This window comes from Aliirhizobium wenxiniae (genome assembly GCF_014201355.1).
In the GTDB taxonomy this organism is placed as follows: domain Bacteria; phylum Pseudomonadota; class Alphaproteobacteria; order Rhizobiales; family Rhizobiaceae; genus Neorhizobium; species Neorhizobium wenxiniae.
Genome location: NZ_JACHEG010000001.1, coordinates 1213452 through 1236870 on the forward strand (window position 1 = coordinate 1213452; position 23419 = coordinate 1236870).

The window sequence follows — 23419 nt, forward strand, 5'->3', positions numbered from 1 at the left end:
ATGACCGAACGTCTGGAAGATATTGCACTCAAGATGGTATCGAACGGCAAGGGCCTTCTGGCCGCCGACGAGTCCACCGGGACGATCAAAAAGCGCTTCGATAGCATCGGGATCGAGTCTACCGAAGAGAGCCGCCGTGACTACCGCGAGATGCTCTTCCGCACCGAAGCAGCGATGAAGAACTGCATTTCCGGTGTCATCCTCTATGAAGAAACCCTCTACCAGAAGGCAGCCGACGGCACTCCGTTCGTCGACATCATGACCGCAGCCGGCTCCATCCCCGGCATCAAGGTTGATATCGGTGCAAAGCCGATGGCGCTTCACCCGCACGAATTCATTACTGAAGGTCTCGATGGCCTTTATGAACGTCTCCGCAAGTATCGTGAAGCCGGCGCCCGTTTCGCCAAGTGGCGCGGCGTCATCACCATCGGCGACCAGCGTCCGAGCTGGGGTTCGATCAAGGCCAACTCGCAGTCTCTCGCTCGTTATGCAGCGCTCTGCCAGCAGGCTGACATCGTCCCGATCGTCGAGCCGGAAGTCATGATGGACGGCACGCCTGGCGACCATAACATCGACCGCTGCGCCGAAGTTACCCAGCACGTGCTGCAGACCGTCTTCGCCGACCTGTTCGACGCCCGCGTCGACCTTGAAGGCATGATCCTGAAGCCGAACATGGTCATCGACGGCATCAAGGCTCGCAAGGCTTCTGTCGAGGAAGTTGCCGAGCGCACCGTCAAGGTCCTGAAGGCAACCGTTCCGGCCTCCGTACCGGGCATCGCCTTCCTTTCCGGCGGCCAGACCTCGGAAGAAGCGACAGCGCACCTTTCAGCCATGGTTGCCGGTTACGACCTGCCCTGGAAGCTCACCTATTCCTACGGCCGCGCGCTGCAGGAAACGGCTCTCAAGGCCTGGGGCGGCAAGTCTGAGAACGTGGCAGCCGGCCAGCGCGCCTTCCAGCATCGCGCCGAGATGAACACGCTCGCCGCCAAGGGCAGCTGGAAGAAGGATCTCGAGAAGGCGGCCTGATTCAAGCCTTCTCGCCACAATCGTTGCAGCCGGTCCGCAGCCTCATAGAGCGCGGATGCTGCAGGGAGGGAGAAAACCGCGTCGGCAACGGCGCGGTTTTTCCGTTTATTGATACCATCACAAAGTTTGACTGGTGAGCCACATCGCATCCTCTTAAGCATCGTCCCTCACCACTGGAGGATGCCATGCCCACCGTCGAATTCGTCACCGTCGATGTATTCACTGCAGAACGCTTCACCGGCAATCCGCTCGCCGTCATCACCGATGCGCGCGGCCTGTCAACAGAGCAGATGCAAGAGATCGCCACCGAATTCGGCTATTCCGAAAGCACCTTCGTGCTGCCGCCGGAAGATCCGGCCAACAGCGCGCATGTCCGCATCTTCACGCCGACGCTGGAAGTCCCCTTCGCCGGTCACCCCAATGTCGGCACAGCTTACGTTCTTGGCCAAAAGGAAAGCCTGTTCGGCAAATCCATCGGCGACAGCCTCCGCTTCGAGGAAAAAGCTGGTCTCGTCGAGGTCCAATTGAAGCGCGAAGGCGGAAAGGTGACCGCCGCCTCGATCCGCGCGCCGAGATCACTTGAGATCGGAGAGACGGTTGCAGCAGAGCTTGTAGCCCGCTGCGTTGCGGTCGAGACGGAGAATGTTCGCACCGATCGGCATCAGCCGACCTTCGCCTCGGTCGGCCTTGGCTTTGTCCTTGCCGAATTGGATGGCCTCGACGCCCTTGGCCGCGCCCTCCCGGATCTTGCTACCTTCCGGGAAGCCGTCGCCCGTCATCCCGGCGATGGCCTCGGATTCTCCGTGTTTCTCTATGTCCGTGATCCCTCTCGACCGGATCATATCCGTGCACGCATGTTCGCTCCGCTCGACGATGTTCCGGAAGATCCTGCGACCGGCAGCGCATCCGGTGCACTCGGCGCCTATCTGGTCGCCAACATGCCCGAGGCGGATATCCGCACCAGCCTCACCATCGAGCAGGGCGTGGAGATGGGCCGCAGGAGCATCATCGAACTCGATGTCACCAAGCAACATGGCAAGGTAACCGATGTGCGGATCAGCGGTCGCTCCGTCTTCGTCATGCGCGGCAGCGTGGAATGCTGATCAGACGAATTCCCGCGCGAGCAGCGCAATGGTCCAGATCACGAAAGCGAACACAGCGAGTTTCCAGAAGTCCATGCGACGCTTGAGGCCGGGAAAGCCCAGCGGCCTTATAATCTGGACAACCATGCCAAGCATGAGCAGGATGGAGATTGCTTTTGTCATTGTTCGCCCTGCTGCGATCTTTTCGCGTCCCGCCACAGGGTAGACATTTTTAAACTCCACCACAGATAGGCTTTGGGAGGGGCAAACAAATCAACAGCGAGCCCCGTCCCTCGTTACCGTTCCCTGCGGCAAGGCGCAACACGTCTGACGGCAGGCAACTGTGCCATTGATTGTTTGACACGAACCCATTTGTGAGACGATGAGACGAAACCTGCTTCCCGTCCTCGCCCTTTTATCCGGAACGCTTTTTCTATTCCTTGGCAACGGCCTTCAGGGCCTGCTTTTGCCCCTGAGAGGCTCTCTCGAAGGTTATTCCAACGAGACGCTTGGCCTGCTCGGCACGACCTGGGCCGCAGGTTTTGTCATCGGCTGTTTCGTGGCCCCGAACGTGGTGCGACGGATCGGCCATGTCCGCGCCTTTTCCGGCTTTCTTGCGCTCATTTGCATGAATGTGCTTCTGACCGGTCTGTTCGTGGATCAGACCGCCTGGCTCACCTTGAGGGCCATCACTGGCTTCTGCACCGCTGGTACATCGATGATCATCGAGAGCTGGCTGAACGAGCGGGCGACACCGGAAAGCCGCGGCACGATCTTTTCCTTCTACATTTCCATCACGCTCTTCGGCGTCGTCGGCGGCCAGATGCTGGTTCCCTTTTCCGACGTGACGACGACGACGCTCTTCATGATCTGCGGCATTCTCTACAGTATCGCCGCACTGCCCACGACACTCTCGAAAGCAGCCTCCCCTCAACCGCTCAAGCGCGCCAAGCTGGATTTGAAGGGACTGTTCAGGAACTCGCCAATCTCCTTCGTCGGCATTTTGCTGATCGGCATTGCCAATGGCGCCTACGGCACCTTGACCGCGGTCTTCGCAAACCGTGCCGGCCTCTCTCAAGGTGCCGTGGCGGCAATGGTGACGATCACCATCTTTGCCGGCGCTATCATGCAGTTTCCGGCGGGCCGCCTCTCCGATCGCATGGACCGTCGCTACGTTCTGGCGGGCCTTTCCGCAGCCGCAGCACTGGCGGGACTGGTTGTCGCCATGGTGCGGCCAACCGACGCCTATGGGATTATCGTGCTGGTCGCGATCTACGGCGCCGCGGCAAACGCGCTTTATCCGATCGCAGTTGCCCATGCCAACGACTTTGCCTCCCCGGAGGACTTCGTCAAGGTTTCGGGCGGTCTGCTGCTGCTCTACGGCATCGGCACAATCATCGGCCCGACGCTCGGCGGCCCGGTCATGACTTGGGCCGGACCTTATGCACTCTTTCTCGTCACCGCGATCGCGCATATCCTGATCACGGCCTATGCCATCATCCGCAGCCGCCAGCGGGCGCCGGTACCGGCAGAGCATCGTGATGCCTACACGGTCGCTCCGGCCGCGACATCGCCGATGACGACGCCGGAAAGCCTCGCGCTCGACCCGCGTGCAGCACAGGCGGAAGGCACGACAGAAGACCGGAGGAACTGAGGATGACATTTTTCGACGACGACCGCCCGGCAAAGAAGCTTGCCCATGAGATCGGCTCGGATCTTTCCATGCTTTCGGTGGGCGATCTTGATGCTCGAATCGATCTTCTCAAAGAGGAAATCGCGCGGCTGGAATCCGACAAGCAGAAGAAACAGGCTGGCCGAATGGCGGCCGACAGCTTCTTCAAGAAGTGAGAAGATCCGAAAATGCCCAAGTAAAGCCTGGGGATTTTAAGTGGATATTAATCATTAACAGACATTATCAAACCGTCCAGGCTTCCTGGACTCAGACAGTTTCACCACCCGGCGAATGGTCTGATTTCTCCCTGTTTTACCTTGAGAGCCGCCTTTCCGCGGCTCTTCTTTTTTTGGCACGCCTCAAAACCGCTTTACTCTTCCGTGTAAGCGCGTCTCGCAGCCCCTCTTGCGATTGGCGAAAATCTGTTCCAAAACAAGAACATCCGCATCGGTTTACCGCTTCTTGTGGGTATTAACCTTTCCTTAATAATCGCCTTGCGGATTTCCATTATAAAGATCATGTTCAAGTCAATGAGGGCGGCGATGGAACTTTTCGCTACATCCCGCCATTGCCTCATCGTGATTGCGTTAGCAGGATGACATTCATGCAAGAACAGGGTCTGAATACCGTCAATTTCGCCGGCCGCGCCGCGAATTCCTCGCAGTTCAAGACACTTTACACCGAGGGCATGTCCCTGGTGGAAGAGACAGCGACCTATCTCGACGGAACCGGTCGCGCTGCGTCGAAGGTCCTGCCGCGGATCGCATCCGTGCTCTATGCTGCAGAATCCATGCGCCTGACGACCCGCCTCATGCAGATGGCATCCTGGCTGCTCCTGCAGCGTGCCGTCAACAACGGTGAAATGTCGAAGGATCAGGTTCTGGCGGAGAAGAATAAGGTTCGCCTCGACGGCTTCAATGTCGACCGCAATGCGCCGGGCTGGAACGAACTTCCGGAAGGTTTTCGTGACCTCGTCGAGCGTTCGCTGCGCCTGCAGAACCGCGTTGCACTTCTCGACCGCGAAATTTATCGTCCAAGCGACGCCGTTGCCGTTCCGGACAACGAAAACAGCGTCCGCTCGCAGTTGAACCTGCTGCAGACGGCATTCGGCAACTGATCATCGATCAGCCAGTCGATCCAGATATTCGAGAATTTCAGTGCGGCTTCTGAGCCGCACTTTTTCGTTGGGGAACTCTTCGAACATCCGCAAATGGCTTTCGAACGAATTCCAGTTGTTTCGCCGCTCCCGATATTTCGACACCCAGTCGAGCAACTCCTGGAAGCTCTCGTCGCTTTCTCCACGCTGCTTGCCCCTCGCCTTGATATTGGCGATGCATTCGTCTTCGGGCAGATCGAGAAACACCAGTGTCGTCGCGCGTGGCAGGATGACATTGATCAGCCAGCCATAGACGCCTTCAATGATCCATCCCGAGGTCAGCGACAATTCCCGCACCTCTTCGATCACGATCGCTTTGTCACGGGCAACGCCGTCACCATGCGGACCGGGTTGCCAGTAGACATCATCGAGATGCACGGGAGCACGGTCGAGATAAAGGGACAACGCGCGGGCGAGCCGTGTCTTGCCCGAACCACCATTACCCATGATCGCCACCCGGCGAAGGGCCTCATATTGCTTGTCTTTTATCATGGCACTCCCCTTGAGCCCTGCCATGACACCAAACGAAAAAAGCCCGGCTTTCGCCAGGCTTTTTTTGGTCCGCCAACGTTAAGGCTATTAGAGGCCGAGGCCGCCGAAACGCTTGTTGAACTTGGAAACGCGACCACCACGGTCCATCAGCTGCTGGTTGCCGCCGGTCCAGGCCGGATGGGACTTCGGGTCGATTTCGAGGTTCATCGTGTCACCGGCCGAACCCCAGGTGGAGAAGGTTTCGTACTCGGTGCCATCGGTCATGACGACCTTGATCTTGTGGTATTCGGGATGAATGTCAGCCTTCATGTCGATATTCCTGCTCTGCGGGGTCTCCATGCCGCTTTTGCGATCACCGACCCTCTTTAATGAATGAAGCCGCAGACCCGTCGGTCACGGCTTCCCAATTCGATGCGGAGCCTATACAGGAAGGTCGCGACTAGCACAAGTACCCGCAAGGCCAAGATAAGAGGGCCTGTACAGCGTTCTTTGCCCGACATCAATGGCGAGTGGCGAACGTTGCAATATCAGAGTTCGCGTGTTGTGAAAGATGACGATGCGCAAGCAGGAGTTCCCGTGGCAGACATGTCTGAGACCGAAAAGAAGAATCGCAGCCTCAAGCCCCTCGCCCGACTGATCCCCTATCTTTCCCGCTACCGAAGGCTGGTCGCTTCAGCTCTGTTCTTTCTGGTTCTCGCTGCAGCAACAACCCTTGCGCTTCCGCTCGCCGTCCGACGCATGGTCGACCACGGCTTCGCGTCTTCCGACGGACATTTCATCAACAACTATTTCGGCATGCTGCTGATTCTGGCGATCCTCTTGGCGCTGGCCAGCGCCATGCGCTACTATTACGTCATCACCATCGGCGAACGCGTGGTGGCCGACCTGAGGCGCGAAGTCTTCGCCCATGTCACCCGCCTCTCCGCTTCCTTTTTCGACGTCAACCAGTCGGGTGAGATCGTCTCGCGCCTGACCGCTGATACGACGCAGATCAAGTCCGCCTTCGGCTCGGCCGCCTCCCAGGCTTTGCGAAACACCATCCTCTGTCTCGGCGCGATGGGCATGATGATCTATACCAGCCCATGGCTTTCCGTCATGGTGCTGGGCGCCATTCCGGTCATCGTCTTCCCGATCGTCGGCTTCGGCCGCAATGTCCGCCGCCGTTCGCGCGCCGCACAGGACACGCTGGCGGAAAGCTCGGCTTTCGCATCGGAAACCGTAGCGGCCACCCGCACCGTTCAAGCCTTCGGCGGCGAAGAGATGGCAAGCGCGCGTTATGCCTCCGCTGTCGAGAATGCCTATGACGCCGCCCGCGTCGCCATCCGCTCGCGCGCACTTCTGACCGGCTTTGCCATTCTCCTCGTCTTCGGCTCGATCGTCGGCGTCTTGTGGTACGGCGCGCAGAGCGTGCTTGCCGGCGAGATGAGCGCCGGAACGCTTGGCCAGTTCGTGCTTTATTCGGTCATCGCCGCCAGTTCGCTCGGCCAGCTTTCCGAAGTCTGGGGCGAGCTTTCCGCAGCAGGTGGTGCTGCAGAACGCCTGACGGAACTGCTGCATGAAATCCCCGCTGTTCAGGATCCGGAGCAGCCGGTTGCTTTGCCCACGTCGGCTCGTGGCGAAGTCGAGTTCGATCAGGTCTCCTTCGCCTATCCGGCCCGTGTCAGCGCGATTACGCTCAACAGCCTGTCCTTCAATGTCAAAGCCGGTGAAACAATCGCCATCGTCGGCCCGTCGGGTGCCGGCAAGAGCACGATATTCTCGCTTCTGATGCGCTTCTACGATCCGCAGACCGGATCGGTGAAACTGGACGGCGTCGATCTTCGCGAGGCCCGTATCGAAGACATCCGCTCGCGCCTGGCAATCGTGCCGCAGGACGTGACGATCTTTGCCGCTTCGATCCACGACAACATCGCCTTCGGCATGCCGGGCGCAACCCGCGAGGCAGTCCGCGCCGCGGCCATTTCCGCCCAGGCCGACGAGTTTATCGGCAAGCTCGACCAGGGTTACAACACCATGGCCGGCGAACGCGGTATCACCCTTTCCGGCGGTCAGCGTCAGCGCATCGCAATCGCCCGCGCGCTTTTGAAGAATGCGCCGGTTCTGCTGCTCGACGAAGCGACCTCCGCGCTCGATGCCGAAAGCGAAACGCTGGTTCAGCGAGCGCTTGATGGGCTAATGGAAAACCGTACGACGCTCGTCATCGCACATCGCCTGGCAACCGTCCTCAAGGCTGATAGAATTCTGGTATTGGAAGAAGGTCGTGTCGTCGAGGAAGGAACCCACCAAAGCCTCGTCGCCAAGGGTGGACTTTACGCCAAGCTGGCGCGCCTGCAGTTCCATGATCTGGAACAGCGCAGCGCAAGCGCTATCTGACCGATAAACAGGATTGAGACTGCATGATTGTCGAGCCACTGGACCCGAATGCCCCGCTCGAGCAATTGCTGGACAGTGTTCAGTACCAGACCTTCCTGTATTTCTGGGATGGCGCGCATGCAGATAGCAAGCTCACCTACGACAAGCGCTGGGTAAACGGCGCGATTGCCACCAACATGATCTCCATCAGCGGCACCGGCTTCGGGCTGATGGCGATCCTGGTCGCGGCAGAGCGGCAATGGATCACCCGCGCCGAAGCACTGGAGCGGATCAGCCTCATCCTCGACCGGCTGAACCTCGCAACCCGTTATCACGGCGCATTCCCACACATGATCGATGGCGCCACCAGCGAGACCGTCCAGTTCTCCCAATATGACGATGCCGGCGATCTTGTTGAAACCACCCTCCTGTTTCAGGGGCTGATCTGCGCCAGGGAGTATTTCACCGGCACATCCGAAGCCGAGCAGGCTTTGCGGGCCAATGTTACGCGGCTGTTTGACGAAGTCGAATGGGACTGGTTCACCCGCGGCAAGGACGATGGTCCGCTCTACTGGCACTGGAGCCCGCTCCACAACTGGACAATGAACCTGCCGATCAAGGGCTGGAACGAGGCGCTTACGGCCTATGTTCTGGCCGCAGGATCGGACACGCATCCGATAAAGCCTGAGAGCTATCATACGGGCTGGGCGCGCTCCGGCGAGATGAAGAACGGCGAAAGCTATTTCGGCACCGAACTTCCACTCGGTGAGCCTCTTGGCGGCCCGCTGTTCCTCTCCCAATATTCCTTCTGCGTGCTTGATCCGCGCGGCCTGTCGGACCGCTATGCCGATTATTGGCAGCAGGCCGTGGCGCATACGAAGATCAACCGGGAATATTGCCTCAGCATCCCGGCCTACAAGCAATATGACGTCTGGGGCCTGACGGCTTCGGAAGCGCCGAACGGCTACAACGCCAATTCTCCGACGTCGGACACGGGCGCCATCGCCCCAACCGCGGCACTGTCGAGCTTCCCTTTCCTGCCGAAGGAGGCAGAAGAGGCGCTGCGCGCCATGATCCGTTACGAGGATGGAAAGCTGTTCGGTTCGTTCGGTTTCGTCGACGCCTTTGCCCCGGCAATAGACTGGCTCGCGCCGACCTATATCGCCATCGACCAGGGGCCGCTCATTGCCATGATCGAGAACCATCGCTCCGGCCTTTTGTGGAGCCTGTTTATGAAGGCGCCTGAAGTGCGGCGCGGACTGGAGCGTCTCGGCTTCACCTCAGGCCACTACACGGCCTGAGGACGGGCCTCATTCGGCCCGCTCGAAAACCCATTTCACGACATATTTGCCGTTCGGCTTCAGCTTGGTCTTGGTCTTCATCCTGACCGGTCCGCCAAGTGCTGCTTCGGCCTGATCGAACATTTCGCGCGCCTCGGCAATCGCCTGATGGTAGGTGCTATTGTCGCGGCGTGGCGTGTCCGCCACCGCCTTGATCAGGGCGTTGAGATCCCGTTTTTGCGCAACCATCGATCAGCGTTCCGTCAGCTTCAATTCGATACGGCGGTTCTGAGACTTGGCTTCTGGCGTATCGCCCGGAGCGATCGGCTGGAATTCGCCGAAGCCGGCAGCGACAAGCCGGTTGGCAGGAACACCCTTCGAAATCAGATACTTCACAACCGAAGTTGCGCGGGCGGATGAAAGCTCCCAGTTGTCGCGATAACGCCCAGCACCGGAGAGCGGCGAATTATCGGTATGGCCGTCAACCCTGAGTACCCAGTTGATTTCCGCCGGGATTTCCTTGGCAAGCTCGAGCAGTGCCATCGCCAGCTTGTCCATTTCGCCCCGCCCGGCATCGTCCAGCTCGCTGGCGCCGACCGGGAAGAGAACCTCCGACTGAAAGACGAAACGGTCGCCAACGATACGGATATTTTCGCGATCCGAGAGGATTTCACGCAACCGGCCAAAGAAGTCGGAGCGATAGCGATTAAGTTCCTGCACGCGGGCAGCGAGCGCAACATTCAAACGGCGGCCGAGATCCGAGATCTGCGCCTGCGAGGTCGCATCCTTAGCTTCCGAAGCCTGAAGTGCTTGCTCCACCGCTGCTATCTGTGCGCGCAATGCTGCGATCTGCTGGTTGAGGAGCTCGATCTGGCTTGCCGCGCGCTGGCTGATCTGCTGCTGGTTGCTCAACTCACTGGTCAGCTCTCCGACCTTGGCATTGGCCGCCGCACTGCTTCCGGCGCCGTCATTCAAAAGCTGCTGCAGACGCGAGCGATCGCTTTCCACTGCAGCCAATGAGGACTGCAGGTTGGCAAGCTGATCTTCGAGATCCTGATTGCCGCTCTTTTCCAGCGCCAGCAAGTTTGTCAGCTCTGCGATCTGGCTGTTTAGGCGGTTCAACACTTCGTCACGACCGGTGATCTCGCGGCTGAGCAGAAACTGCGCCAGCACGAAGACCGTCAGCAGAAACATGATCGCCATGAGAAGCGTGGAAAGCGCATCCACGAAGCCCGGCCAGAAATCGACTGTGCGTTCGCGACGGCGGTTCTTGGCGAGCGCCATCGCTTATTTCCCCCCGATCTTGTCGGAAAGCCTGTCGAGCGTGCGGCGCATGGCCTTTGATTCTTCCTGCTGAGCTTCGATCCAGTCGCGCAGCATCTGCTGCTCGTTGCGCATGTTTTTCACAAGTCCCTGGATGCCTTCCGCCAGATTGGCCATGGCGGCCATAGAGCGCTCGTTTTCGACACCATCACGCCCGGCCTTGGCCTGGGCAGCGGTAAGCTTGCGCAACTCGGTCGTCAAAGCCTTGAGTTCGTCTGCGGCGCCGTTGTCACCATTGGCTATCGGCCCGTCGTAACCGACGTCGGTTACCGAAGAGAGCCAGTTTTCGAGTTCAGTATAGAAGCGGTTCTGCGCGCGTCCGGCCTGCAGATCGAGAAAGCCGAGAATCAGCGAACCGGAAAGGCCGAGCAGCGAGGACGAAAACGCCGTACCCATACCGGCAAGCGGCTGTGCCAATCCGCTCTTGATTGCGCTGAGAATGTCGTTCGAGCCGCCCGACGAGGGATCAAGCGCGCCGATGACGTCGCTGATCGAGCCGATCGTTTCAATCAGCCCCCAGAACGTGCCAAGCAGGCCAAGGAAAACCAGAAGGCCTATGAGATAGCGCGAAGTATCGCGCGATTCGTCCAGTCGCGTGCCGATCGAATCGAGGATGGAGCGATAGGCGACGGTCGATAGCTGAACCTTGCGGCGGCGACCGATCAGGGTACGCATCGGGGCAAGCAGGCGCGGTTCGCGGCCCACCTTGTCGGCGTTGCCGCCGGCAGCCCGGAAGGAATTGAACCAGCCGACCTCGCGCGCAAGGCTGATCACCTGCACGAAGACGAGCAGGATGCCGATCGCCAGAACACCGAGAATAAGCCCGTTCAGGCCCGGATTGGTCTGGAACGCATGCGCCGCCTGCCGATAGAGGATCGACGCCACGAAACCGACAAGCGCGAGAAAGATGAGCATCGTCCAGAGGAACGACGCAGGATTGGAGAGTTTGTGTTTATAGCCGCCGCGGCCGGTTTCCGACTCGTCCAGATCATCCACTGTCGCATTCGCCATAATACGCCTCGACTCCGCTAAATTGAGCGGAGGCTAGTGTAAAAATGCGACGAATTGAAGTGCGCAAGCATTGGAAAACAGTGCGCTATCCATTAGAGCGCGCTGAATTCCCTGATTGCCTCAGCGGCTCGGCACCGGACGGTTGACGACTTCGACCAGTGCATTACGGATCAGTTCGTTACCAGCGATCACATTGCGGGCCTCGAACATGTTCTGTGCGCCCTTCATGTCGGAAACGAAGCCGCCGGCTTCGCGAATGAGCAGCAGGCCGGCAGCCATATCCCACGGAGAAAGCTCCGCTTCCCAAAAACCGTCGAGACGACCGGCAGCGACATAAGCAAGATCGAGAGCAGCCGCACCGGCACGGCGAACGCCTGCAACTTCACCCATCACATGGCGCAGTTCAACGAGGAACTTGCCATGGTTGCCGCGGCCGAGATGCGGCACACCGCAACCGATGACGCAATCGGAAAGCACGCGGCGGGCTGCGACACGGATACGACGATCGTTGAGGAACGCGCCACCGCCCTTTTCGGCGGTGTAAAGTTCATCGGTGGCCGGATTGAAGATCACGCCGCCAACGATTTCGCCATTGCGCTCGAGCGCGATCGAAACTGCAAACTGCGGAATGCCGTGCAGGAAGTTGGTCGTGCCATCGAGCGGATCGACGATCCAGCGATGCGCGCCATCGGTGCCCTTCTCTTCGCCACCCTCTTCACCGAGGAAGCCATAAGTCGGGCGAGCCTTCATCAGCTCGTCACGGACGATCTTTTCAGCTTTCAGGTCGGCCTGCGAAACGAAGTCGCTCGGTCCCTTCACGGAAACCTGCAGATTCTGCACCTCACCAAAATCTCTGGTAAGCGATTTGCCTGCCTTCAAGGCAGCCTGCACCATGACATTGAGAAGCGCTGAACGGGCCATTTCGGAATCCTTGAGCCCCGGAATCCGGATGACCGGGAGAGCGGGCGATACTGATTTTGTTGATTGGGCGGCTTCAAGACCACAAATTGCCGGTAAATTCAAGTCATGCGGTCGCACGGCAGTGTTGTCATTCGCGCTCCGGCCTGCGAAAGGAGGGCAGACCTCATACAGGAGACAGCCCGATGCGTATGCCCATCCCACTTTTTATCAGCCTCGGCATGCTCATCACCATGACCTTTTTGTCGCTGGGCTTATGGGCCGCACTGCCGGCCGAGACTATGCTGCCGATCCACTTCGACTTCTCCGGAAATCCGGATAATTTCGCGCGCCCGACGATCGCTCTTTTCCTGCTGCCCGGCGCGATGCTGTTTGCGGTCGCCGTCTTTGTCGTGTCGCCGTCGATCAATCCCAAGGCGCTTGATCGACCCGGTCTTTACACCGCCATCTGGCTGTTTGTTATTCTGGCGCTGGCCGTGGCCCACGGCTTCATCATCCGCGGCGCGCTCTTTGCATTGCAGGCGCTACAGGGCTAATTCCGCCGGAACTTGTTGGCGGCATCGATCGCCTGCTTCTGCTGGTCTTCGTTAATGCCGAGATAGAAATCCTCAAGCCCGGCATCCTGCAAGCCGGCGCGCCGGGAGAGCACGTACCACTTGGCGGCTTCCACGGGGTTGGGTCGCGTGCCGAGCGCATTGATGTAGAGATAGGCAAGCTTGTTTTGGGCGACCACATTGCCGCGCATCGCGGCAATCCTCAGCCACTCGAACCCCTTGTCGTAGTCCCGCTCGCCGCCGACGCCGTTTACATACCAGATGCCCATATCCAGCTGGGCGGTGTCATAGCCTGCCTTGGCGGCACGCAGCATCCAGTCACGCGCCTGTGCCTTCTTGGTCGGTCCAACTTCGCGAAGCGCCATGTAGAGCTGGGCGACCGCATATTGCGCATCGGCGACACCCTGGCTGGCGGATTTTTCATAAAACGGCAGTGCCAGTTGCATTCCTTTTTCGCCGGGATTGTCGGAAATCAGGATCTGGCCCCAGTTGAACTGGGCCGCCGAATTGCCGGCTTCCGCCGCGCGGCGCATGAAATCATCGGCCTTCTTCTTGTCGCCCGGAACGTCGCGTCCCGTCATCAACAGCAGCGCATACTGGAACATTGCTGCGGCATCGCCTCCTTCGGCGGCCTGACCATACCAGAAGGCAGCGCCCTTGGGATCGCGCGCGATCCCCTGCCCCTTCGTCATCATCTCCGCAACCAATGTCTGCGCCGCTGCATCACCCTGCTGCGCCCGTTCAAGCGCAAGCTTCATCGCCTCGACATACATGCCGCGCTGATAGGCGCCATAAGCCTCATCGACCTTGCCGCTATATTTTTTCTCCTCAGGCGGTGCTGGCAATGCAGCCCCCATTCGCCTGTAAAGCTCGACGCCGCCCGACGGCACCAAGCCATCCGGCTGCTGCTGCCGCTCCATCTTACCTGCGTCTGGCCCCACCGGCCGGGTCACGGCCTGATTGGACTGGGCATGCACAGATGTGACCGCAGCCACAGAAATGAGCAGTGCAGTGAAGGCTTTGACCGGATTGCGATACAGTTTTTTCGTCGATGGCATGCGACCATCAACCCTCAAACCGTGGCGCTTTTTCGTCCAGCAACGCATTGGCCCTGGCAACGGCTGCAGCGGGGCCATCGCCACTGGCAAAAACGGCATCGCGCAACGCCACGAATTCGGCTCTGCTCTCGGCAACGGCAACCACCGATTCGGCATCGTTACCGCCCATGGCAATGCAGGGGATCTCGATCATCGACGCCCACCATTCGGCAAGCGCCATGTTTTTAGGATGCGCTTCTGGCTTGATGTCGCCATCGAAACGGCCGAAGAAAATATAGTCCGGCCGCAATTCGCCGATCTCAAGCGCAGCATGCCGTTCCGCCGCACCGCCGGCGCCAACGATCATCTTCGGCGTGAACTTTTCGATCGTCTCGCCCAATTCCTCAAGCGAACCCGACATGTGAAGGCCATCAGCCTTGGCGCGACCGGCAACCCGGCTGTCACCGGCAATAATGGCGGCGGCTCCGGCATTCTGGATGATCTGGACCAGCACTTCCGCCCGCTTCTGGAATGCCTGATCGTCGAGCCCGTATTGCGGCACGATCACGGATGCGACATCGCCACCCGACATGGCCTCTGTCAGAAGTTTGGCCTGGTGATCGGCATCGGCATCATCCGGTACGATCAGCACGATGCGGCAGCGGTTGTCCGGTTCTGTCATGTTCTTATCCGATCATTCTCGCCTCGAAGCGAAGACGTACCGCTTCGGCACGTTCCGCTCTGGTTTTATTCGGCCAATTCGATAGACCGGACGGATTGCAGGATCAACACCCTCGACAGTAACCGCCGATGATAGATTTTCCCAGCCTGTCGTTCTTCCTCGCCGCAATTCCGGCAGTCATGCTTGTCGGCCTGTCGAAAGGCGGCATCGGCGGCGCGATCGGCCTGATGGGCGTACCGATCATGTCGCTCGCTGTCGAACCTGTGCAGGCAGCGGCGATTTTCCTGCCGATCCTTATTCTGATGGATGCTGTCGCGCTCTGGTCCTGGCGCAAATACAATGACCCTAAGACATTGCTGATGATCATGCCCGGCGGCGTAATCGGAATTGCCCTCGGTTGGGCAACCTCTGCCTATGTCTCCGACGATGCGCTGAAAGTGGTGATCGCTTCTGCAACCATTCTCTTCGCCGCACGCTATTTCTGGCAGGTCTATGGGCGCCGGGGCGAAATCGCAGCCCCTCTCCCGCATCGTCCGGTGGCCGCAACATTCTGGGGATCGCTGTCCGGTTATGCCAGCTTCGTCGCCCATGCCGGCGGCCCGCCGTTCCAGATCTACGTCCTGCCGATGCAGCTTGACCCGAAAAACTACACGGGTGCGAGCATTCGCTTCTTCGCCATCGTCAATGCGGTAAAGGTCATTCCCTATTTCTTCCTCGGCGCGCTGGATACTCAGAACCTGAGCCTGTCGGCAACGCTTCTGCCCGTGGCACTCGTCTCGACCATAATGGGAGCGGCCGTCGTCAAGCATCTCAAGGCAGAGACATTCTATCCGATGACCTACGGCCTTGCCCTCCTTGCCGGCGTCAAACTGCTTTGGGATGGCCTGCCGTTCTGAAAACGGGGAAGCGGCAATATCGGGAAAACCGAACTCCGGAAACAATTCTGGCCGCAGCCCGCATGAACCACGACCAGAACAGAAGATTGGGTTTTGTGCCGCTATCGGATCATATCCAAATCGAGATCCGCGGCTATGGCTCTCTTAGCTTGCCTTAGTGGCGTGTAGACGCCCTGAGGCGCTGCATTTGGTCTTTGATACGCAGCTTACGACGCTTCAGGTCGGCGATTTCCCGATCGTCAGACGAAGGAGACGAAAGAATCGCCTGGAGCTCCTCCTCGAGATCGCCGTGCTTCTTTTCAAGCGATGCTATATGAGCCTGGATGGTCATGTGGCATGTCCTTCCCTATTGCCTGCTCCGGCCACTCCATCGGCCGAAGCTTCAGGTTTACGACGGAAGTGTGACACGATCTGAGCTGTTTGTCGAAGGTGTTTTCGTGACAAGAGCGCGGCAAATTCGTGACGTTGGCGAACTTCCCGTTAACGCGGTTTGGTGATAGGAGCTTGCGCATTAAGCTGGGCCGGGTCACAAGCCCGGATCGATATGGGGACTTTAAGACATGGCCGATCAGGAACAGGCGGACAACCGGCTGGCGCTGGCAAAACTCCGGCAGGAGCACGAAGACTACGACGCCGCGATCAACGCCATGATAAAGGTGGGCTGTGATGCGCTGCGCGTGCAGCGGATGAAGAAGAAAAAGCTCGCCATAAAAGACAAGATGACCCAGATCGAAGATCAGATCCTGCCCGACATCATTGCCTAGGAACGCTCAAATGGCCGAGACACCGCCCGTCGCCATCATCATGGGAAGCCAGTCCGACTGGGAGACCATGAAGAACGCTGCCGAAACCCTCGATGCCCTCGAAATCGACTACGAGGCACGCATCATTTCAGCACACCGGACGCCCGAACGCCTGTTCAATTTCGCCAAGGGCGCGCGCGACGAAGGCTTTCAGGTCATCATCGCCGGTGCCGGCGGCGCTGCCCACCTGCCCGGCATGGCTGCCTCTATGACGCCGCTGCCAGTCTTCGGCGTTCCGGTCCAGTCCAAGGCGCTTTCCGGCCAGGACAGCCTTCTCTCTATCGTGCAGATGCCGGCCGGCATTCCCGTCGGCACACTCGCCATCGGTCGCGCCGGTGCGGTCAATGCGGCCCTGCTTGCAGCCGCCGTGCTTGCCCTCTCCGACGAGGACATCGCCTATCGTTTGGACGAATGGCGCGCCCGCCAGAGTGCCGCAGTCGCCGAATACCCGATGGACGAAGCATGAAGGCCCAGACGATCGGCATTATCGGCGGCGGCCAACTCGGCCGCATGCTGGCAATGGCAGCCGCAAGGCTGAACCTCACCATCATCATTCTGGAACCGCAGGCAGATTGTCCCGCAGCGCAGGTCGCCAACGAGCAGATCACCGCTGCCTATGACGACCCCGAGGCCCTCGCGGAGCTGGCCAGGCGCTGCGATATCGTCACCTACGAATTCGAGAACGTACCGGTTTCGGCAGCGCAAGCCCTTGAGCGCTCCGTTCCCGTCTACCCGCCGTCCAAGGCGCTCGAAGTCGCACAGGACAGACTGACGGAAAAACGCTTCCTCAACAGCTGCGGCATCGAGACGGCGCGCTTCCATGCAGTCGACAGCCAGCAGGAGCTTGAGGCAGCGCTTGCAGATTTCGGCGGCCAGGGCGTGCTGAAGACCTGTCGCATGGGTTACGACGGCAAGGGCCAGCGCGTTTTCCGCTCAACCGACGACTCACCCGCAGGCGCGTACGAAGCGCTCGGCTCCGTGCCCCTGATTCTCGAAAGCTTCGTTCCCTTCGAGCGCGAAATCTCGATCATCGCCGCGCGCGCCAAGGACGGCACGATTCGGTGCTACGACCCGGCAGAGAATGTCCATCGCAACGGCATACTGCATACGTCGACCCTGCCGGCAAACATCCCGGCCGAGACGGCGGCAACCGCCCGTGCTGCGGCCGAAAAGCTGCTCGCAGCACTCGATTACGTCGGCGTTATCGGCATGGAATTCTTCGCCATGGCGGATGGCACGCTGATTGCCAACGAGATCGCCCCGCGCGTCCACAATTCCGGCCACTGGACGGAAGCTGCCTGCGTGATCTCGCAATTCGAGCAGCATATGCGCGCAGTTGCCGGTTTCGCACTTGGCGATCCTGACCGCCATTCCGATTGCGTGATGACCAACCTGATCGGCGACGACATTCTGGCACTGCCGCAATGGCTGGCAAGCAAGGATGTGCTTGTCCATCTTTACGGCAAGACGGAAGCCCGTCCGGGCCGTAAAATGGGCCATATCACCGAATTGAAAGGCCGGAAAACCTCGTCACAAGGTTGACATGGAGAAAGCCTCGGGTTATCTGCACCCCAACCTGAGGCGCGCCCCTATCTCCAGGGACTAGGCGGCGCGCTTTCGATTGTTAGAGACAAGCGGCTCTATGAGCCCACAGACTGCTGGACCAGTACAATGAAGATCAAGAACTCGCTTAAGGCGCTGAAGGCTCGTCACCGCGACAACCGTCTGGTTCGCCGTAAGGGCCGCATCTACATCATCAACAAGCAGAACCCGCGCTTCAAGGCCCGCCAGGGCTGATTGCTGCAGGCGAGTTTCTCGCCGGCAATCAAATTGTCGATAGCGCGACAATTCGGCTTTGACCTTCGGCGCATCCGGATTAACTTATCCGGATGCGCTATTTGCTTTTGAGCACCCCTATTCTGGCCTTGGCCGCTCTCGCCCCTGTCGCTCATGCACAGGCGCCTCAAGCCGCCCCTCCTTCGCAAACGGTTCCACAACCGCCCGCTCCCGCAGTAGAACCAGCGGGCCCCACGACCGCAACCGCAAAGCCGCTCGACATATTGTTCGAGGAGCTGAAGCGCGAACGCGATCCGGAAAAAGCCAAGGGCATTGCCAGCCAGGTCATTGCCGAGATGAACGATTCCGGCAGCGCCACGGTCAACCTTCTGATGCAGTGGTCCGAAGACGCGATCAAGGAAAAGAAGAACGCCGCCGCGCTGGACTTCCTAGACCGTGTCACCCTTCTAGATCCTGCCTTCACAGAGGGCTGGAACAGGCGTGCTACACTTCACTACACGATGGGCGATCAGCGCAAGGCGATGGCCGATATTGCCGAAGTCTTGAAGCGCGAACCGCGCCACTTCGGCGCTCTTGCCGGCCTAGCGGGAATACTGACGGAAGCCGGTGACGACGACATGGCGCTGAAGGCTTGGGAGCGCTATCTCAACGTCTATCCGGCAGATCGGGAGGCACAGGAAGCCGTCTCGAAACTCTCGGAAAAGATCGCCGGGAACCGGACGTGAGCCTTTCCCTGGTCGCTCTCCAATGATTCTGCCGCTTGCCCTTGTAGCCATTCTTGTGGCCGCTGCCTTCAGCTTCACCGCCTGGAAAAGCCGCCAGATCGAGCGGCGGTTTCCGCGCCATGGCGAGCTGATCGATGTCGGCGGATACAGGATCAACGCCCTGCATATTCCTGCACCGCCAAATCCCGCCCTGCCCCCGATCGTCTTCATCCATGGAGCAAGCGGCAACCTGCGGGACCAGGAAACGGCCTTCCGCAAGCACCTGGAAGGCTGTGCGGAGCTTCTCTTCATCGACAGGCCCGGACATGGCTATTCGGAGCGAGGAACGCGGGAGAATGGCTTTCCAGACGGACAGGCGGCAGCCATCAGCCGCGTGATGAATATGAAGGGCATGGAGCGCGCCATCATCGTCGGCCACTCCTTTGGCGGGGCGATTACTGCAAGCTTTGCCGTCTTCCATCCCGAAAAGACGGCCGGATTGCTGTTTCTAGCACCGGCAACCCATCCCTGGCCGGGTGGCGTGGACTGGTACTACAAGATTTCGGCCGCTCCCTATCTGGGCTTCTGGTTCACCCGTCTCATCAGCCTGCCCGCAGGCCTCGTTCTGCTGGATGGCGCAACGAGGTCCGTCTTCAGCCCCAACCGCCGGCGTGACCGCTATGTCGAGGAAGGCGCCCCGGCACTCGTGCTGCGGCCGGAAAACTTTCGCAACAACGCGGTCGATGTCGCCAATCTCCACGACTACGTCACGCGCATCTCACCACGTTATAAAGAGATTACGGCACCAACCATCGTCATAACCGGCGACAGCGACCCGATCGTGCTTGAAGAGATCCATTCCCAAGGGCTTGCGCGCGATATAGCCGGTTCAGAACTGGTGAAGATCCATGGCCTCGGCCACAAGCCGGATTATGTCGTGCCCGACGTGGCGATCGCCGCAATCGAGAAGATCGCCGGCATGGACCGCGACTTGCAGGCATTGGCACATATGGCGGAGGCGCGACTGACCCAGTCGGGAATTACGGATCAACCTGCAACAGGAATGATGATTGAAAAGATATGAGCTGGAGGATTACGTCGGCACAACGACGTGCCTGTAGACGACATCCTCCGGATCATGCCGCTCGGCAGTCTCGTCCAGCAATGCGCCGAGCCTTTCGGCCAACCGGCGGGATTTGTCGTTATCACAATGAATGTAGCTGACCAGCGTCTTCAGTCCGAGCACATTGAAGCCCCAGTTTCGCAATGCGGCCGCAGCCTCAAGAGCATAACCTTGCCCCTCAAAGCCGGGGTAGAGGAGCCAGCCCAGCTCATGTTCGGGAAATAACGGGCCGGCATTGATGCCGACCTGACCAATGCAGGTTCCATCGACACGCTTATCGATCATCAGCGAACCATGGCCCATAAGGCGCCACTGCGCCACATCATGGCAGAACATGCCCCAGGCAGCGGCCTTCGTAAAAGGGCCGCCCATATGCGCGGCTCGATCCGACGCCATGAACACCGCATAGAGCGACCAGTCCGCCATGTTCGGCGCCCGCAGCCTGAGCCGGTCAGTTTCGATCACCGGGATCGAAGGAGATGATTGTGTCTTCACGGACATGCCCATTCCAAAACGACAAACGGCCGGATTGCTCCGGCCGTCTGGTAATTGCAAATTGTGTCAGTCCGATTATGCGCCGGTCTGACCGTCAGCACCGATATAGGCGATGCGCAGCATGTTGGTCGAACCGGGCGTGCCAAGCGGAACGCCGGCCGAGATGATGACCCGGTCGCCGGGCTTGCCGAACTCTTCCGAGACGGTGATGCGCGCAGCGCGGTTCACCATGTCTTCCAGATCGCTTGCATCCTCGGTGACGACGCAGTGCAGACCCCAGCAGACGGCAAGACGGCGAGCCGTCTTGACGCTCGGGGAGAGCGCCAGGATCGGAACGTTCGGACGTTCGCGCGAAGCGCGAAGGCCGGTCGTGCCGGACTGCGTGTAGGTGACGATTGCAGCAGCCTTGAGCGTTTCGGCAATCTGGCGGGCAGCAAGCGAGATCGCGTCGGAGCCGGTGGCTTCCGGCGTAGCGCGCTGTGCGTAGATGATGCTCGGATAAAGCGGATCCTGTTCGACCTGACGGGCGATGGAGGCCATCATCGAGACGGCTTCGACCGGATACTGGCCGGAAGCGGACTCAGCCGACAGCATGACGGCATCGGCGCCTTCGAAGACGGCGATCGACACGTCGGAAACTTCCGCACGGGTCGGAACCGGAGCCGTAATCATCGATTCCAGCATCTGGGTGGCAACCACGACTGGCTTGCCTGCACGGCGGCAGGCGCGGGTCAGCTGCTTCTGGATACCGGGAACCATTTCGATCGGCATTTCCACGCCAAGGTCACCACGGGCAACCATGACGGCATCGGAAAGCTCGATGATTTCGTCGATGCGCTCGATAGCCTGCGGCTTTTCGATCTTCGACATGATGCCGACGCGGCCGCGCGCGATCTTGCGGACTTCCGCCAGATCTTCCGGACGCTGCACGAAGGACAGAGCAACCCAGTCGGCGTCCTCGGTGGCGAGAACGGCATCGAGGTCGGCGCGGTCCTTGTCGGTCAGAACGCCGACGGTGAGGATCGTGTCGGGCAGGCTGACGCCCTTACGGTCGGAAATGCTGGTGCCGGCAACAACGGTGCAGACGATCTTCTTACCATCGGCTTCGACAGCCTTCAGCGCCAGCTTGCCGTCATCAATCAGCAGGCGATCGCCAGCCTTGACGGCTTCAAGGATTTCCGGATGCGGAAGATAGACGCGGTTTTCGTCACCCGGCGCTTCGTTGTTGTCGAGCGTGAATGTCTGACCCGGGGTCAGGGTTACCTTGGTGTTGGCAAATTTGCCGACGCGAAGCTTCGGTCCCTGCAGGTCACAGAGAATACCGATCGGGCGACCCGACTTCTTCTCGACCGAGCGGATGCGCTCGATCAGGGTACGCATCATCTCATGGCTGGCATGGCTCATGTTGATACGGAAGAGGTCAGCGCCTGCTTCGTGGAGCTTCTGGATCATTGCCTCTTCCGACGATGCCGGACCGAGCGTGGCAAGGATCTTTACTTTGCGGTTACGCCTCATCAATTCTGGCCTTCTTGCGTACCGGGCGTGTCGGACAGCTGGACCATCCAGCTTCCCTGACGACCCGTATCATACTCTTTGAAACCCATGCGCTGGTGGCCACGGGTGAAACAATCATTGACGCCGACAATTTTGAATTCATTCTCGGCGACGCACATATTGATATCTCCGGTCCACCGCCCTCCGCGGGCGGCATCCTCGGCATAAAGATAATAGTATCGTGACTGCAGTTCCCCTTCGATCAGAGTAGCGCAGGTGGAAGCAGGAACCTGCCACCATCCCTCGGTATTCCAACCATCCTGGGCACGATAACCGATTGCCACCCCGACAAGATTCTGCGTGCCGTTACACACACGGAAATCTGCATGAGCCGGAGAAGCCATGAGAAGCGGAGCGCCTGCGCAAAAAGCAAAAGCACCCGCCGGAACGGAAAGGAGCGAACGAAGATAGATTTTAATCGATTTTATCGGCACGGTTTCCGTCAGGTCTCCATGGTTATCGTGGAGGCACTTTCTCGCGCGCAACGGGCAGAAAGTCAACGAAGCTGTGGTTGATTGCGTCGCCCTGCCGCTACGCTTGCTTAAATTTGTTTCATCCCCCTGCACGGGCTTGCTTTTTGACAAGCACAGGCCGCCTCTCTTGCGCCAAAACGGCTGTCATGCGATCACCAAACTCACAACATAATCGTTTGAAATGTACGTGAGCATGCAGAATTTCCAATCGTTCGAAATCATAGACGGCAACTATGACACAGGCATGGTGCTTCTCGCAGATCACGCCATGAACCGCCTTCCTTCGAAATATGGCAGCCTAGGCCTTCCCGACAGCGCCTTTCTCAGGCACATCGCTTTCGATATCGGCGTCGAGGGCCTGATACGCAGGCTTGCCGCCATGCTCGGCGTGCCGGCAGTGCTCGGTTGCTTCTCGCGCCTGCTGATCGATCCGAACCGTGGTGAGGACGATCCGACCCTGATCATGAAGATTTCCGACGGCGCGATCGTTCCCGGCAATCACCCGATTACCGATGAAGAATGGCAAGCCCGCCTCGACACCTACCACCGGCCTTATCACCGTGCCGTCGAACAGACGATAGCCAAGGCCTCGACATCCGGCCGGGCGCCTCTGGTGCTTTCAATACATTCCTTCACTCCCTACTGGAAGGATTTCGCAAGGCCCTGGCATGCAGCAGTGTTATGGGACAGCGATGACAGGCCAGTTTTGCCGCTTCTGTCCATGCTGCGTGAACCGGGCGATATCGTCGTTGGCGATAACGAGCCTTATGACGGTGCATTGAAGGGCGACACGATGTATCGCCACTGCATGATCCCCGGCATTCCGCACACGCTTCTGGAAGTAAGGCAGGACCTGATCGGCGATGATGCAGGCATGGATGCCTGGGCGAAGAGACTGGCGCCGATCTTTACCTCGCTCAACGCAGACCCCAAATTGCATGAATACAGGATTTTCCCGTCGCGTACCGGCCCCTACCCCGCCGTGTGAC

29 protein-coding genes are annotated in these 23419 nt (G+C 59.4%); 16 read left to right on the forward strand and 13 right to left on the reverse strand.

Going from position 1 to position 23419, the window contains the following annotated elements; genetic code table 11:
- Entirely contained in the window at positions 1-1026 is a 1026-nt protein-coding gene (locus HNQ72_RS05935; protein ID WP_183990419.1) for a class I fructose-bisphosphate aldolase, read from the forward strand.
- Positions 1027-1211: 185 nt separating this feature from the next.
- Positions 1212-2129 carry a PhzF family phenazine biosynthesis protein gene (locus HNQ72_RS05940; protein ID WP_183990421.1) on the forward strand — a complete coding sequence of 306 codons (918 nt, stop codon included), beginning with the start codon at positions 1212-1214 and terminating at the stop codon, positions 2127-2129.
- On the opposite strand, the gene HNQ72_RS05945 is transcribed toward HNQ72_RS05940, so the two are convergent.
- Positions 2130-2291 carry a hypothetical protein gene (locus HNQ72_RS05945; protein WP_183990423.1) on the reverse strand — a complete coding sequence of 54 codons (162 nt, stop codon included), beginning with the start codon at positions 2289-2291 and terminating at the stop codon, positions 2130-2132.
- A 199-nt stretch (positions 2292-2490) separates the two neighbouring features.
- Between HNQ72_RS05945 and HNQ72_RS05950 the strand changes: the two genes are divergently transcribed.
- From HNQ72_RS05950 to rcdA, 3 genes are all read left to right on the forward strand, one after another.
- Positions 2491-3762 (forward strand): MFS transporter, encoded by a 1272-nt coding sequence (locus HNQ72_RS05950; protein WP_183990425.1) that lies wholly within the window; start codon positions 2491-2493, stop codon positions 3760-3762.
- A gap of 2 nt (positions 3763-3764) precedes the next feature.
- Entirely contained in the window at positions 3765-3956 is a 192-nt protein-coding gene (locus tag HNQ72_RS05955; RefSeq protein ID WP_183990427.1) for a DUF1192 domain-containing protein, read from the forward strand.
- A gap of 428 nt (positions 3957-4384) precedes the next feature.
- Entirely contained in the window at positions 4385-4897 is a 513-nt protein-coding gene (gene rcdA, locus HNQ72_RS05960; protein ID WP_183990429.1) for a protease adaptor protein RcdA, read from the forward strand.
- On the opposite strand, the gene HNQ72_RS05965 is transcribed toward rcdA, so the two are convergent.
- Both HNQ72_RS05965 and rpmE read right to left on the reverse strand, forming a co-directional pair.
- Complete coding sequence (locus HNQ72_RS05965; protein ID WP_244654303.1) at positions 4898-5428, reverse strand: P-loop NTPase family protein; 531 nt, start codon at positions 5426-5428, stop codon at positions 4898-4900.
- Between the two features lie 87 nt (positions 5429-5515).
- On the reverse strand, positions 5516-5737 hold the full coding sequence (gene rpmE, locus HNQ72_RS05970; protein ID WP_112454588.1) for a 50S ribosomal protein L31: 222 nt from the start codon (positions 5735-5737) through the stop codon (positions 5516-5518).
- Between the two features lie 276 nt (positions 5738-6013).
- Between rpmE and HNQ72_RS05975 the strand changes: the two genes are divergently transcribed.
- Complete coding sequence (locus HNQ72_RS05975; RefSeq protein ID WP_210319496.1) at positions 6014-7801, forward strand: ABC transporter transmembrane domain-containing protein; 1788 nt, start codon at positions 6014-6016, stop codon at positions 7799-7801.
- 23 nt (positions 7802-7824) lie between these two features.
- Positions 7825-9081, forward strand: coding sequence for a glucoamylase family protein (locus HNQ72_RS05980; RefSeq protein ID WP_183990439.1), 1257 nt, complete (start codon positions 7825-7827; stop codon positions 9079-9081).
- A gap of 9 nt (positions 9082-9090) precedes the next feature.
- Here the strand turns inward: HNQ72_RS05980 and HNQ72_RS05985 are convergent, their stop codons facing one another.
- The 4 genes from HNQ72_RS05985 to HNQ72_RS06000 form a co-directional block, all read right to left on the reverse strand.
- Positions 9091-9309 carry a hypothetical protein gene (locus HNQ72_RS05985; protein ID WP_183990441.1) on the reverse strand — a complete coding sequence of 73 codons (219 nt, stop codon included), beginning with the start codon at positions 9307-9309 and terminating at the stop codon, positions 9091-9093.
- 3 nt (positions 9310-9312) lie between these two features.
- Positions 9313-10344 carry a peptidoglycan -binding protein gene (locus HNQ72_RS05990; protein WP_183990443.1) on the reverse strand — a complete coding sequence of 344 codons (1032 nt, stop codon included), beginning with the start codon at positions 10342-10344 and terminating at the stop codon, positions 9313-9315.
- A 3-nt stretch (positions 10345-10347) separates the two neighbouring features.
- On the reverse strand, positions 10348-11394 hold the full coding sequence (locus HNQ72_RS05995; protein ID WP_183990445.1) for a flagellar motor protein MotA: 1047 nt from the start codon (positions 11392-11394) through the stop codon (positions 10348-10350).
- Between the two features lie 120 nt (positions 11395-11514).
- Complete coding sequence (locus HNQ72_RS06000; protein WP_183990448.1) at positions 11515-12315, reverse strand: inositol monophosphatase family protein; 801 nt, start codon at positions 12313-12315, stop codon at positions 11515-11517.
- Between the two features lie 182 nt (positions 12316-12497).
- Between HNQ72_RS06000 and HNQ72_RS06005 the strand changes: the two genes are divergently transcribed.
- Complete coding sequence (locus tag HNQ72_RS06005) at positions 12498-12848, forward strand: DUF1648 domain-containing protein (protein WP_148143539.1); 351 nt, start codon at positions 12498-12500, stop codon at positions 12846-12848.
- Here HNQ72_RS06005 and HNQ72_RS06010 read toward each other — a convergent pair.
- Entirely contained in the window at positions 12845-13924 is a 1080-nt protein-coding gene (locus tag HNQ72_RS06010) for a tetratricopeptide repeat protein (protein ID WP_244654304.1), read from the reverse strand. The genes HNQ72_RS06005 and HNQ72_RS06010 overlap by 4 nt on opposite strands.
- Before the next feature lie 7 nt (positions 13925-13931).
- Complete coding sequence (locus HNQ72_RS06015; protein WP_183990452.1) at positions 13932-14585, reverse strand: thiamine phosphate synthase; 654 nt, start codon at positions 14583-14585, stop codon at positions 13932-13934.
- Between the two features lie 128 nt (positions 14586-14713).
- Between HNQ72_RS06015 and HNQ72_RS06020 the strand changes: the two genes are divergently transcribed.
- On the forward strand, positions 14714-15481 hold the full coding sequence (locus tag HNQ72_RS06020; protein ID WP_183990454.1) for a sulfite exporter TauE/SafE family protein: 768 nt from the start codon (positions 14714-14716) through the stop codon (positions 15479-15481).
- A gap of 154 nt (positions 15482-15635) precedes the next feature.
- Here the strand turns inward: HNQ72_RS06020 and HNQ72_RS06025 are convergent, their stop codons facing one another.
- Positions 15636-15812 carry a YdcH family protein gene (locus HNQ72_RS06025; protein WP_183990455.1) on the reverse strand — a complete coding sequence of 59 codons (177 nt, stop codon included), beginning with the start codon at positions 15810-15812 and terminating at the stop codon, positions 15636-15638.
- Between the two features lie 229 nt (positions 15813-16041).
- On the opposite strand from HNQ72_RS06025, the gene HNQ72_RS06030 reads away from it, so the two are divergent.
- The 6 genes from HNQ72_RS06030 to HNQ72_RS06055 all read left to right on the forward strand — a co-directional run bounded on the left by HNQ72_RS06030 (position 16042) and on the right by HNQ72_RS06055 (position 19869).
- On the forward strand, positions 16042-16245 hold the full coding sequence (locus HNQ72_RS06030; protein ID WP_112454343.1) for a YdcH family protein: 204 nt from the start codon (positions 16042-16044) through the stop codon (positions 16243-16245).
- A 10-nt stretch (positions 16246-16255) separates the two neighbouring features.
- Positions 16256-16750, forward strand: a complete 495-nt coding sequence (gene purE, locus HNQ72_RS06035) for a 5-(carboxyamino)imidazole ribonucleotide mutase (protein ID WP_119941029.1) — start codon at positions 16256-16258, stop codon at positions 16748-16750.
- Positions 16747-17826, forward strand: a complete 1080-nt coding sequence (locus HNQ72_RS06040; RefSeq protein ID WP_183990457.1) for a 5-(carboxyamino)imidazole ribonucleotide synthase — start codon at positions 16747-16749, stop codon at positions 17824-17826. The genes purE and HNQ72_RS06040 overlap by 4 nt, the downstream gene beginning before the upstream one ends.
- Before the next feature lie 129 nt (positions 17827-17955).
- Positions 17956-18081: a type B 50S ribosomal protein L36 gene (ykgO, locus tag HNQ72_RS06045; protein WP_006726873.1), complete on the forward strand. Its 126-nt coding sequence runs from the start codon at positions 17956-17958 to the stop codon at positions 18079-18081.
- Between the two features lie 92 nt (positions 18082-18173).
- Complete coding sequence (locus tag HNQ72_RS06050) at positions 18174-18806, forward strand: tetratricopeptide repeat protein (protein ID WP_183990459.1); 633 nt, start codon at positions 18174-18176, stop codon at positions 18804-18806.
- Positions 18807-18828: 22 nt separating this feature from the next.
- Positions 18829-19869 (forward strand): alpha/beta fold hydrolase, encoded by a 1041-nt coding sequence (locus HNQ72_RS06055; protein WP_183990461.1) that lies wholly within the window; start codon positions 18829-18831, stop codon positions 19867-19869.
- 9 nt (positions 19870-19878) lie between these two features.
- On the opposite strand, the gene HNQ72_RS06060 is transcribed toward HNQ72_RS06055, so the two are convergent.
- From HNQ72_RS06060 to HNQ72_RS06070, 3 genes are all read right to left on the reverse strand, one after another.
- Positions 19879-20409 carry a GNAT family N-acetyltransferase gene (locus HNQ72_RS06060; RefSeq protein ID WP_183990463.1) on the reverse strand — a complete coding sequence of 177 codons (531 nt, stop codon included), beginning with the start codon at positions 20407-20409 and terminating at the stop codon, positions 19879-19881.
- Positions 20410-20478: 69 nt separating this feature from the next.
- On the reverse strand, positions 20479-21918 hold the full coding sequence (pyk, locus tag HNQ72_RS06065) for a pyruvate kinase (RefSeq protein ID WP_183990465.1): 1440 nt from the start codon (positions 21916-21918) through the stop codon (positions 20479-20481).
- Complete coding sequence (locus HNQ72_RS06070) at positions 21918-22301, reverse strand: DUF1036 domain-containing protein (protein ID WP_244654350.1); 384 nt, start codon at positions 22299-22301, stop codon at positions 21918-21920. Before HNQ72_RS06070 ends, pyk begins: the two co-directional genes overlap by 1 nt.
- Before the next feature lie 322 nt (positions 22302-22623).
- Here HNQ72_RS06070 and HNQ72_RS06075 point away from each other — a divergent pair, with 322 nt between their 5' ends.
- On the forward strand, positions 22624-23418 hold the full coding sequence (locus HNQ72_RS06075) for an N-formylglutamate amidohydrolase (RefSeq protein ID WP_183991364.1): 795 nt from the start codon (positions 22624-22626) through the stop codon (positions 23416-23418).
- Position 23419: the final 1 nt, after the last annotated feature.

What these genes read in the sequence shown, in the direction of transcription:
- purE (WP_119941029.1), top strand. Translation starts at nt 16,256, where the DNA reads ATGGCCGAGACACCGCCCGTCGCCATCATCATGGGAAGCCAGTCCGAC.
- HNQ72_RS05980 (WP_183990439.1), top strand. Translation starts at nt 7,825, where the DNA reads ATGATTGTCGAGCCACTGGACCCGAATGCCCCGCTCGAGCAATTGCTG.
- HNQ72_RS06070 (WP_244654350.1), bottom strand. Translation starts at nt 22,301, where the DNA reads ATGGCTTCTCCGGCTCATGCAGATTTCCGTGTGTGTAACGGCACGCAG.
- HNQ72_RS05955 (WP_183990427.1), top strand. Translation starts at nt 3,765, where the DNA reads ATGACATTTTTCGACGACGACCGCCCGGCAAAGAAGCTTGCCCATGAG.
- HNQ72_RS06055 (WP_183990461.1), top strand. Translation starts at nt 18,829, where the DNA reads ATGATTCTGCCGCTTGCCCTTGTAGCCATTCTTGTGGCCGCTGCCTTC.
- HNQ72_RS06015 (WP_183990452.1), bottom strand. Translation starts at nt 14,585, where the DNA reads ATGACAGAACCGGACAACCGCTGCCGCATCGTGCTGATCGTACCGGAT.
- HNQ72_RS05945 (WP_183990423.1), bottom strand. Translation starts at nt 2,291, where the DNA reads ATGACAAAAGCAATCTCCATCCTGCTCATGCTTGGCATGGTTGTCCAG.
- HNQ72_RS06000 (WP_183990448.1), bottom strand. Translation starts at nt 12,315, where the DNA reads ATGGCCCGTTCAGCGCTTCTCAATGTCATGGTGCAGGCTGCCTTGAAG.
- HNQ72_RS06025 (WP_183990455.1), bottom strand. Translation starts at nt 15,812, where the DNA reads ATGACCATCCAGGCTCATATAGCATCGCTTGAAAAGAAGCACGGCGAT.
- pyk (WP_183990465.1), bottom strand. Translation starts at nt 21,918, where the DNA reads ATGAGGCGTAACCGCAAAGTAAAGATCCTTGCCACGCTCGGTCCGGCA.
- HNQ72_RS06030 (WP_112454343.1), top strand. Translation starts at nt 16,042, where the DNA reads ATGGCCGATCAGGAACAGGCGGACAACCGGCTGGCGCTGGCAAAACTC.
- HNQ72_RS06020 (WP_183990454.1), top strand. Translation starts at nt 14,714, where the DNA reads ATGATAGATTTTCCCAGCCTGTCGTTCTTCCTCGCCGCAATTCCGGCA.
- HNQ72_RS05985 (WP_183990441.1), bottom strand. Translation starts at nt 9,309, where the DNA reads ATGGTTGCGCAAAAACGGGATCTCAACGCCCTGATCAAGGCGGTGGCG.
- HNQ72_RS06005 (WP_148143539.1), top strand. Translation starts at nt 12,498, where the DNA reads ATGCGTATGCCCATCCCACTTTTTATCAGCCTCGGCATGCTCATCACC.
- HNQ72_RS06075 (WP_183991364.1), top strand. Translation starts at nt 22,624, where the DNA reads ATGCAGAATTTCCAATCGTTCGAAATCATAGACGGCAACTATGACACA.
- HNQ72_RS05995 (WP_183990445.1), bottom strand. Translation starts at nt 11,394, where the DNA reads ATGGCGAATGCGACAGTGGATGATCTGGACGAGTCGGAAACCGGCCGC.
- HNQ72_RS06010 (WP_244654304.1), bottom strand. Translation starts at nt 13,924, where the DNA reads ATGCCATCGACGAAAAAACTGTATCGCAATCCGGTCAAAGCCTTCACT.
- HNQ72_RS05975 (WP_210319496.1), top strand. Translation starts at nt 6,014, where the DNA reads ATGTCTGAGACCGAAAAGAAGAATCGCAGCCTCAAGCCCCTCGCCCGA.
- HNQ72_RS06060 (WP_183990463.1), bottom strand. Translation starts at nt 20,409, where the DNA reads ATGTCCGTGAAGACACAATCATCTCCTTCGATCCCGGTGATCGAAACT.
- rcdA (WP_183990429.1), top strand. Translation starts at nt 4,385, where the DNA reads ATGCAAGAACAGGGTCTGAATACCGTCAATTTCGCCGGCCGCGCCGCG.
- HNQ72_RS05940 (WP_183990421.1), top strand. Translation starts at nt 1,212, where the DNA reads ATGCCCACCGTCGAATTCGTCACCGTCGATGTATTCACTGCAGAACGC.
- HNQ72_RS05990 (WP_183990443.1), bottom strand. Translation starts at nt 10,344, where the DNA reads ATGGCGCTCGCCAAGAACCGCCGTCGCGAACGCACAGTCGATTTCTGG.
- ykgO (WP_006726873.1), top strand. Translation starts at nt 17,956, where the DNA reads ATGAAGATCAAGAACTCGCTTAAGGCGCTGAAGGCTCGTCACCGCGAC.
- HNQ72_RS05965 (WP_244654303.1), bottom strand. Translation starts at nt 5,428, where the DNA reads ATGATAAAAGACAAGCAATATGAGGCCCTTCGCCGGGTGGCGATCATG.
- HNQ72_RS06040 (WP_183990457.1), top strand. Translation starts at nt 16,747, where the DNA reads ATGAAGGCCCAGACGATCGGCATTATCGGCGGCGGCCAACTCGGCCGC.
- HNQ72_RS05950 (WP_183990425.1), top strand. Translation starts at nt 2,491, where the DNA reads ATGAGACGAAACCTGCTTCCCGTCCTCGCCCTTTTATCCGGAACGCTT.
- HNQ72_RS05935 (WP_183990419.1), top strand. Translation starts at nt 1, where the DNA reads ATGACCGAACGTCTGGAAGATATTGCACTCAAGATGGTATCGAACGGC.
- rpmE (WP_112454588.1), bottom strand. Translation starts at nt 5,737, where the DNA reads ATGAAGGCTGACATTCATCCCGAATACCACAAGATCAAGGTCGTCATG.
- HNQ72_RS06050 (WP_183990459.1), top strand. Translation starts at nt 18,174, where the DNA reads ATGCGCTATTTGCTTTTGAGCACCCCTATTCTGGCCTTGGCCGCTCTC.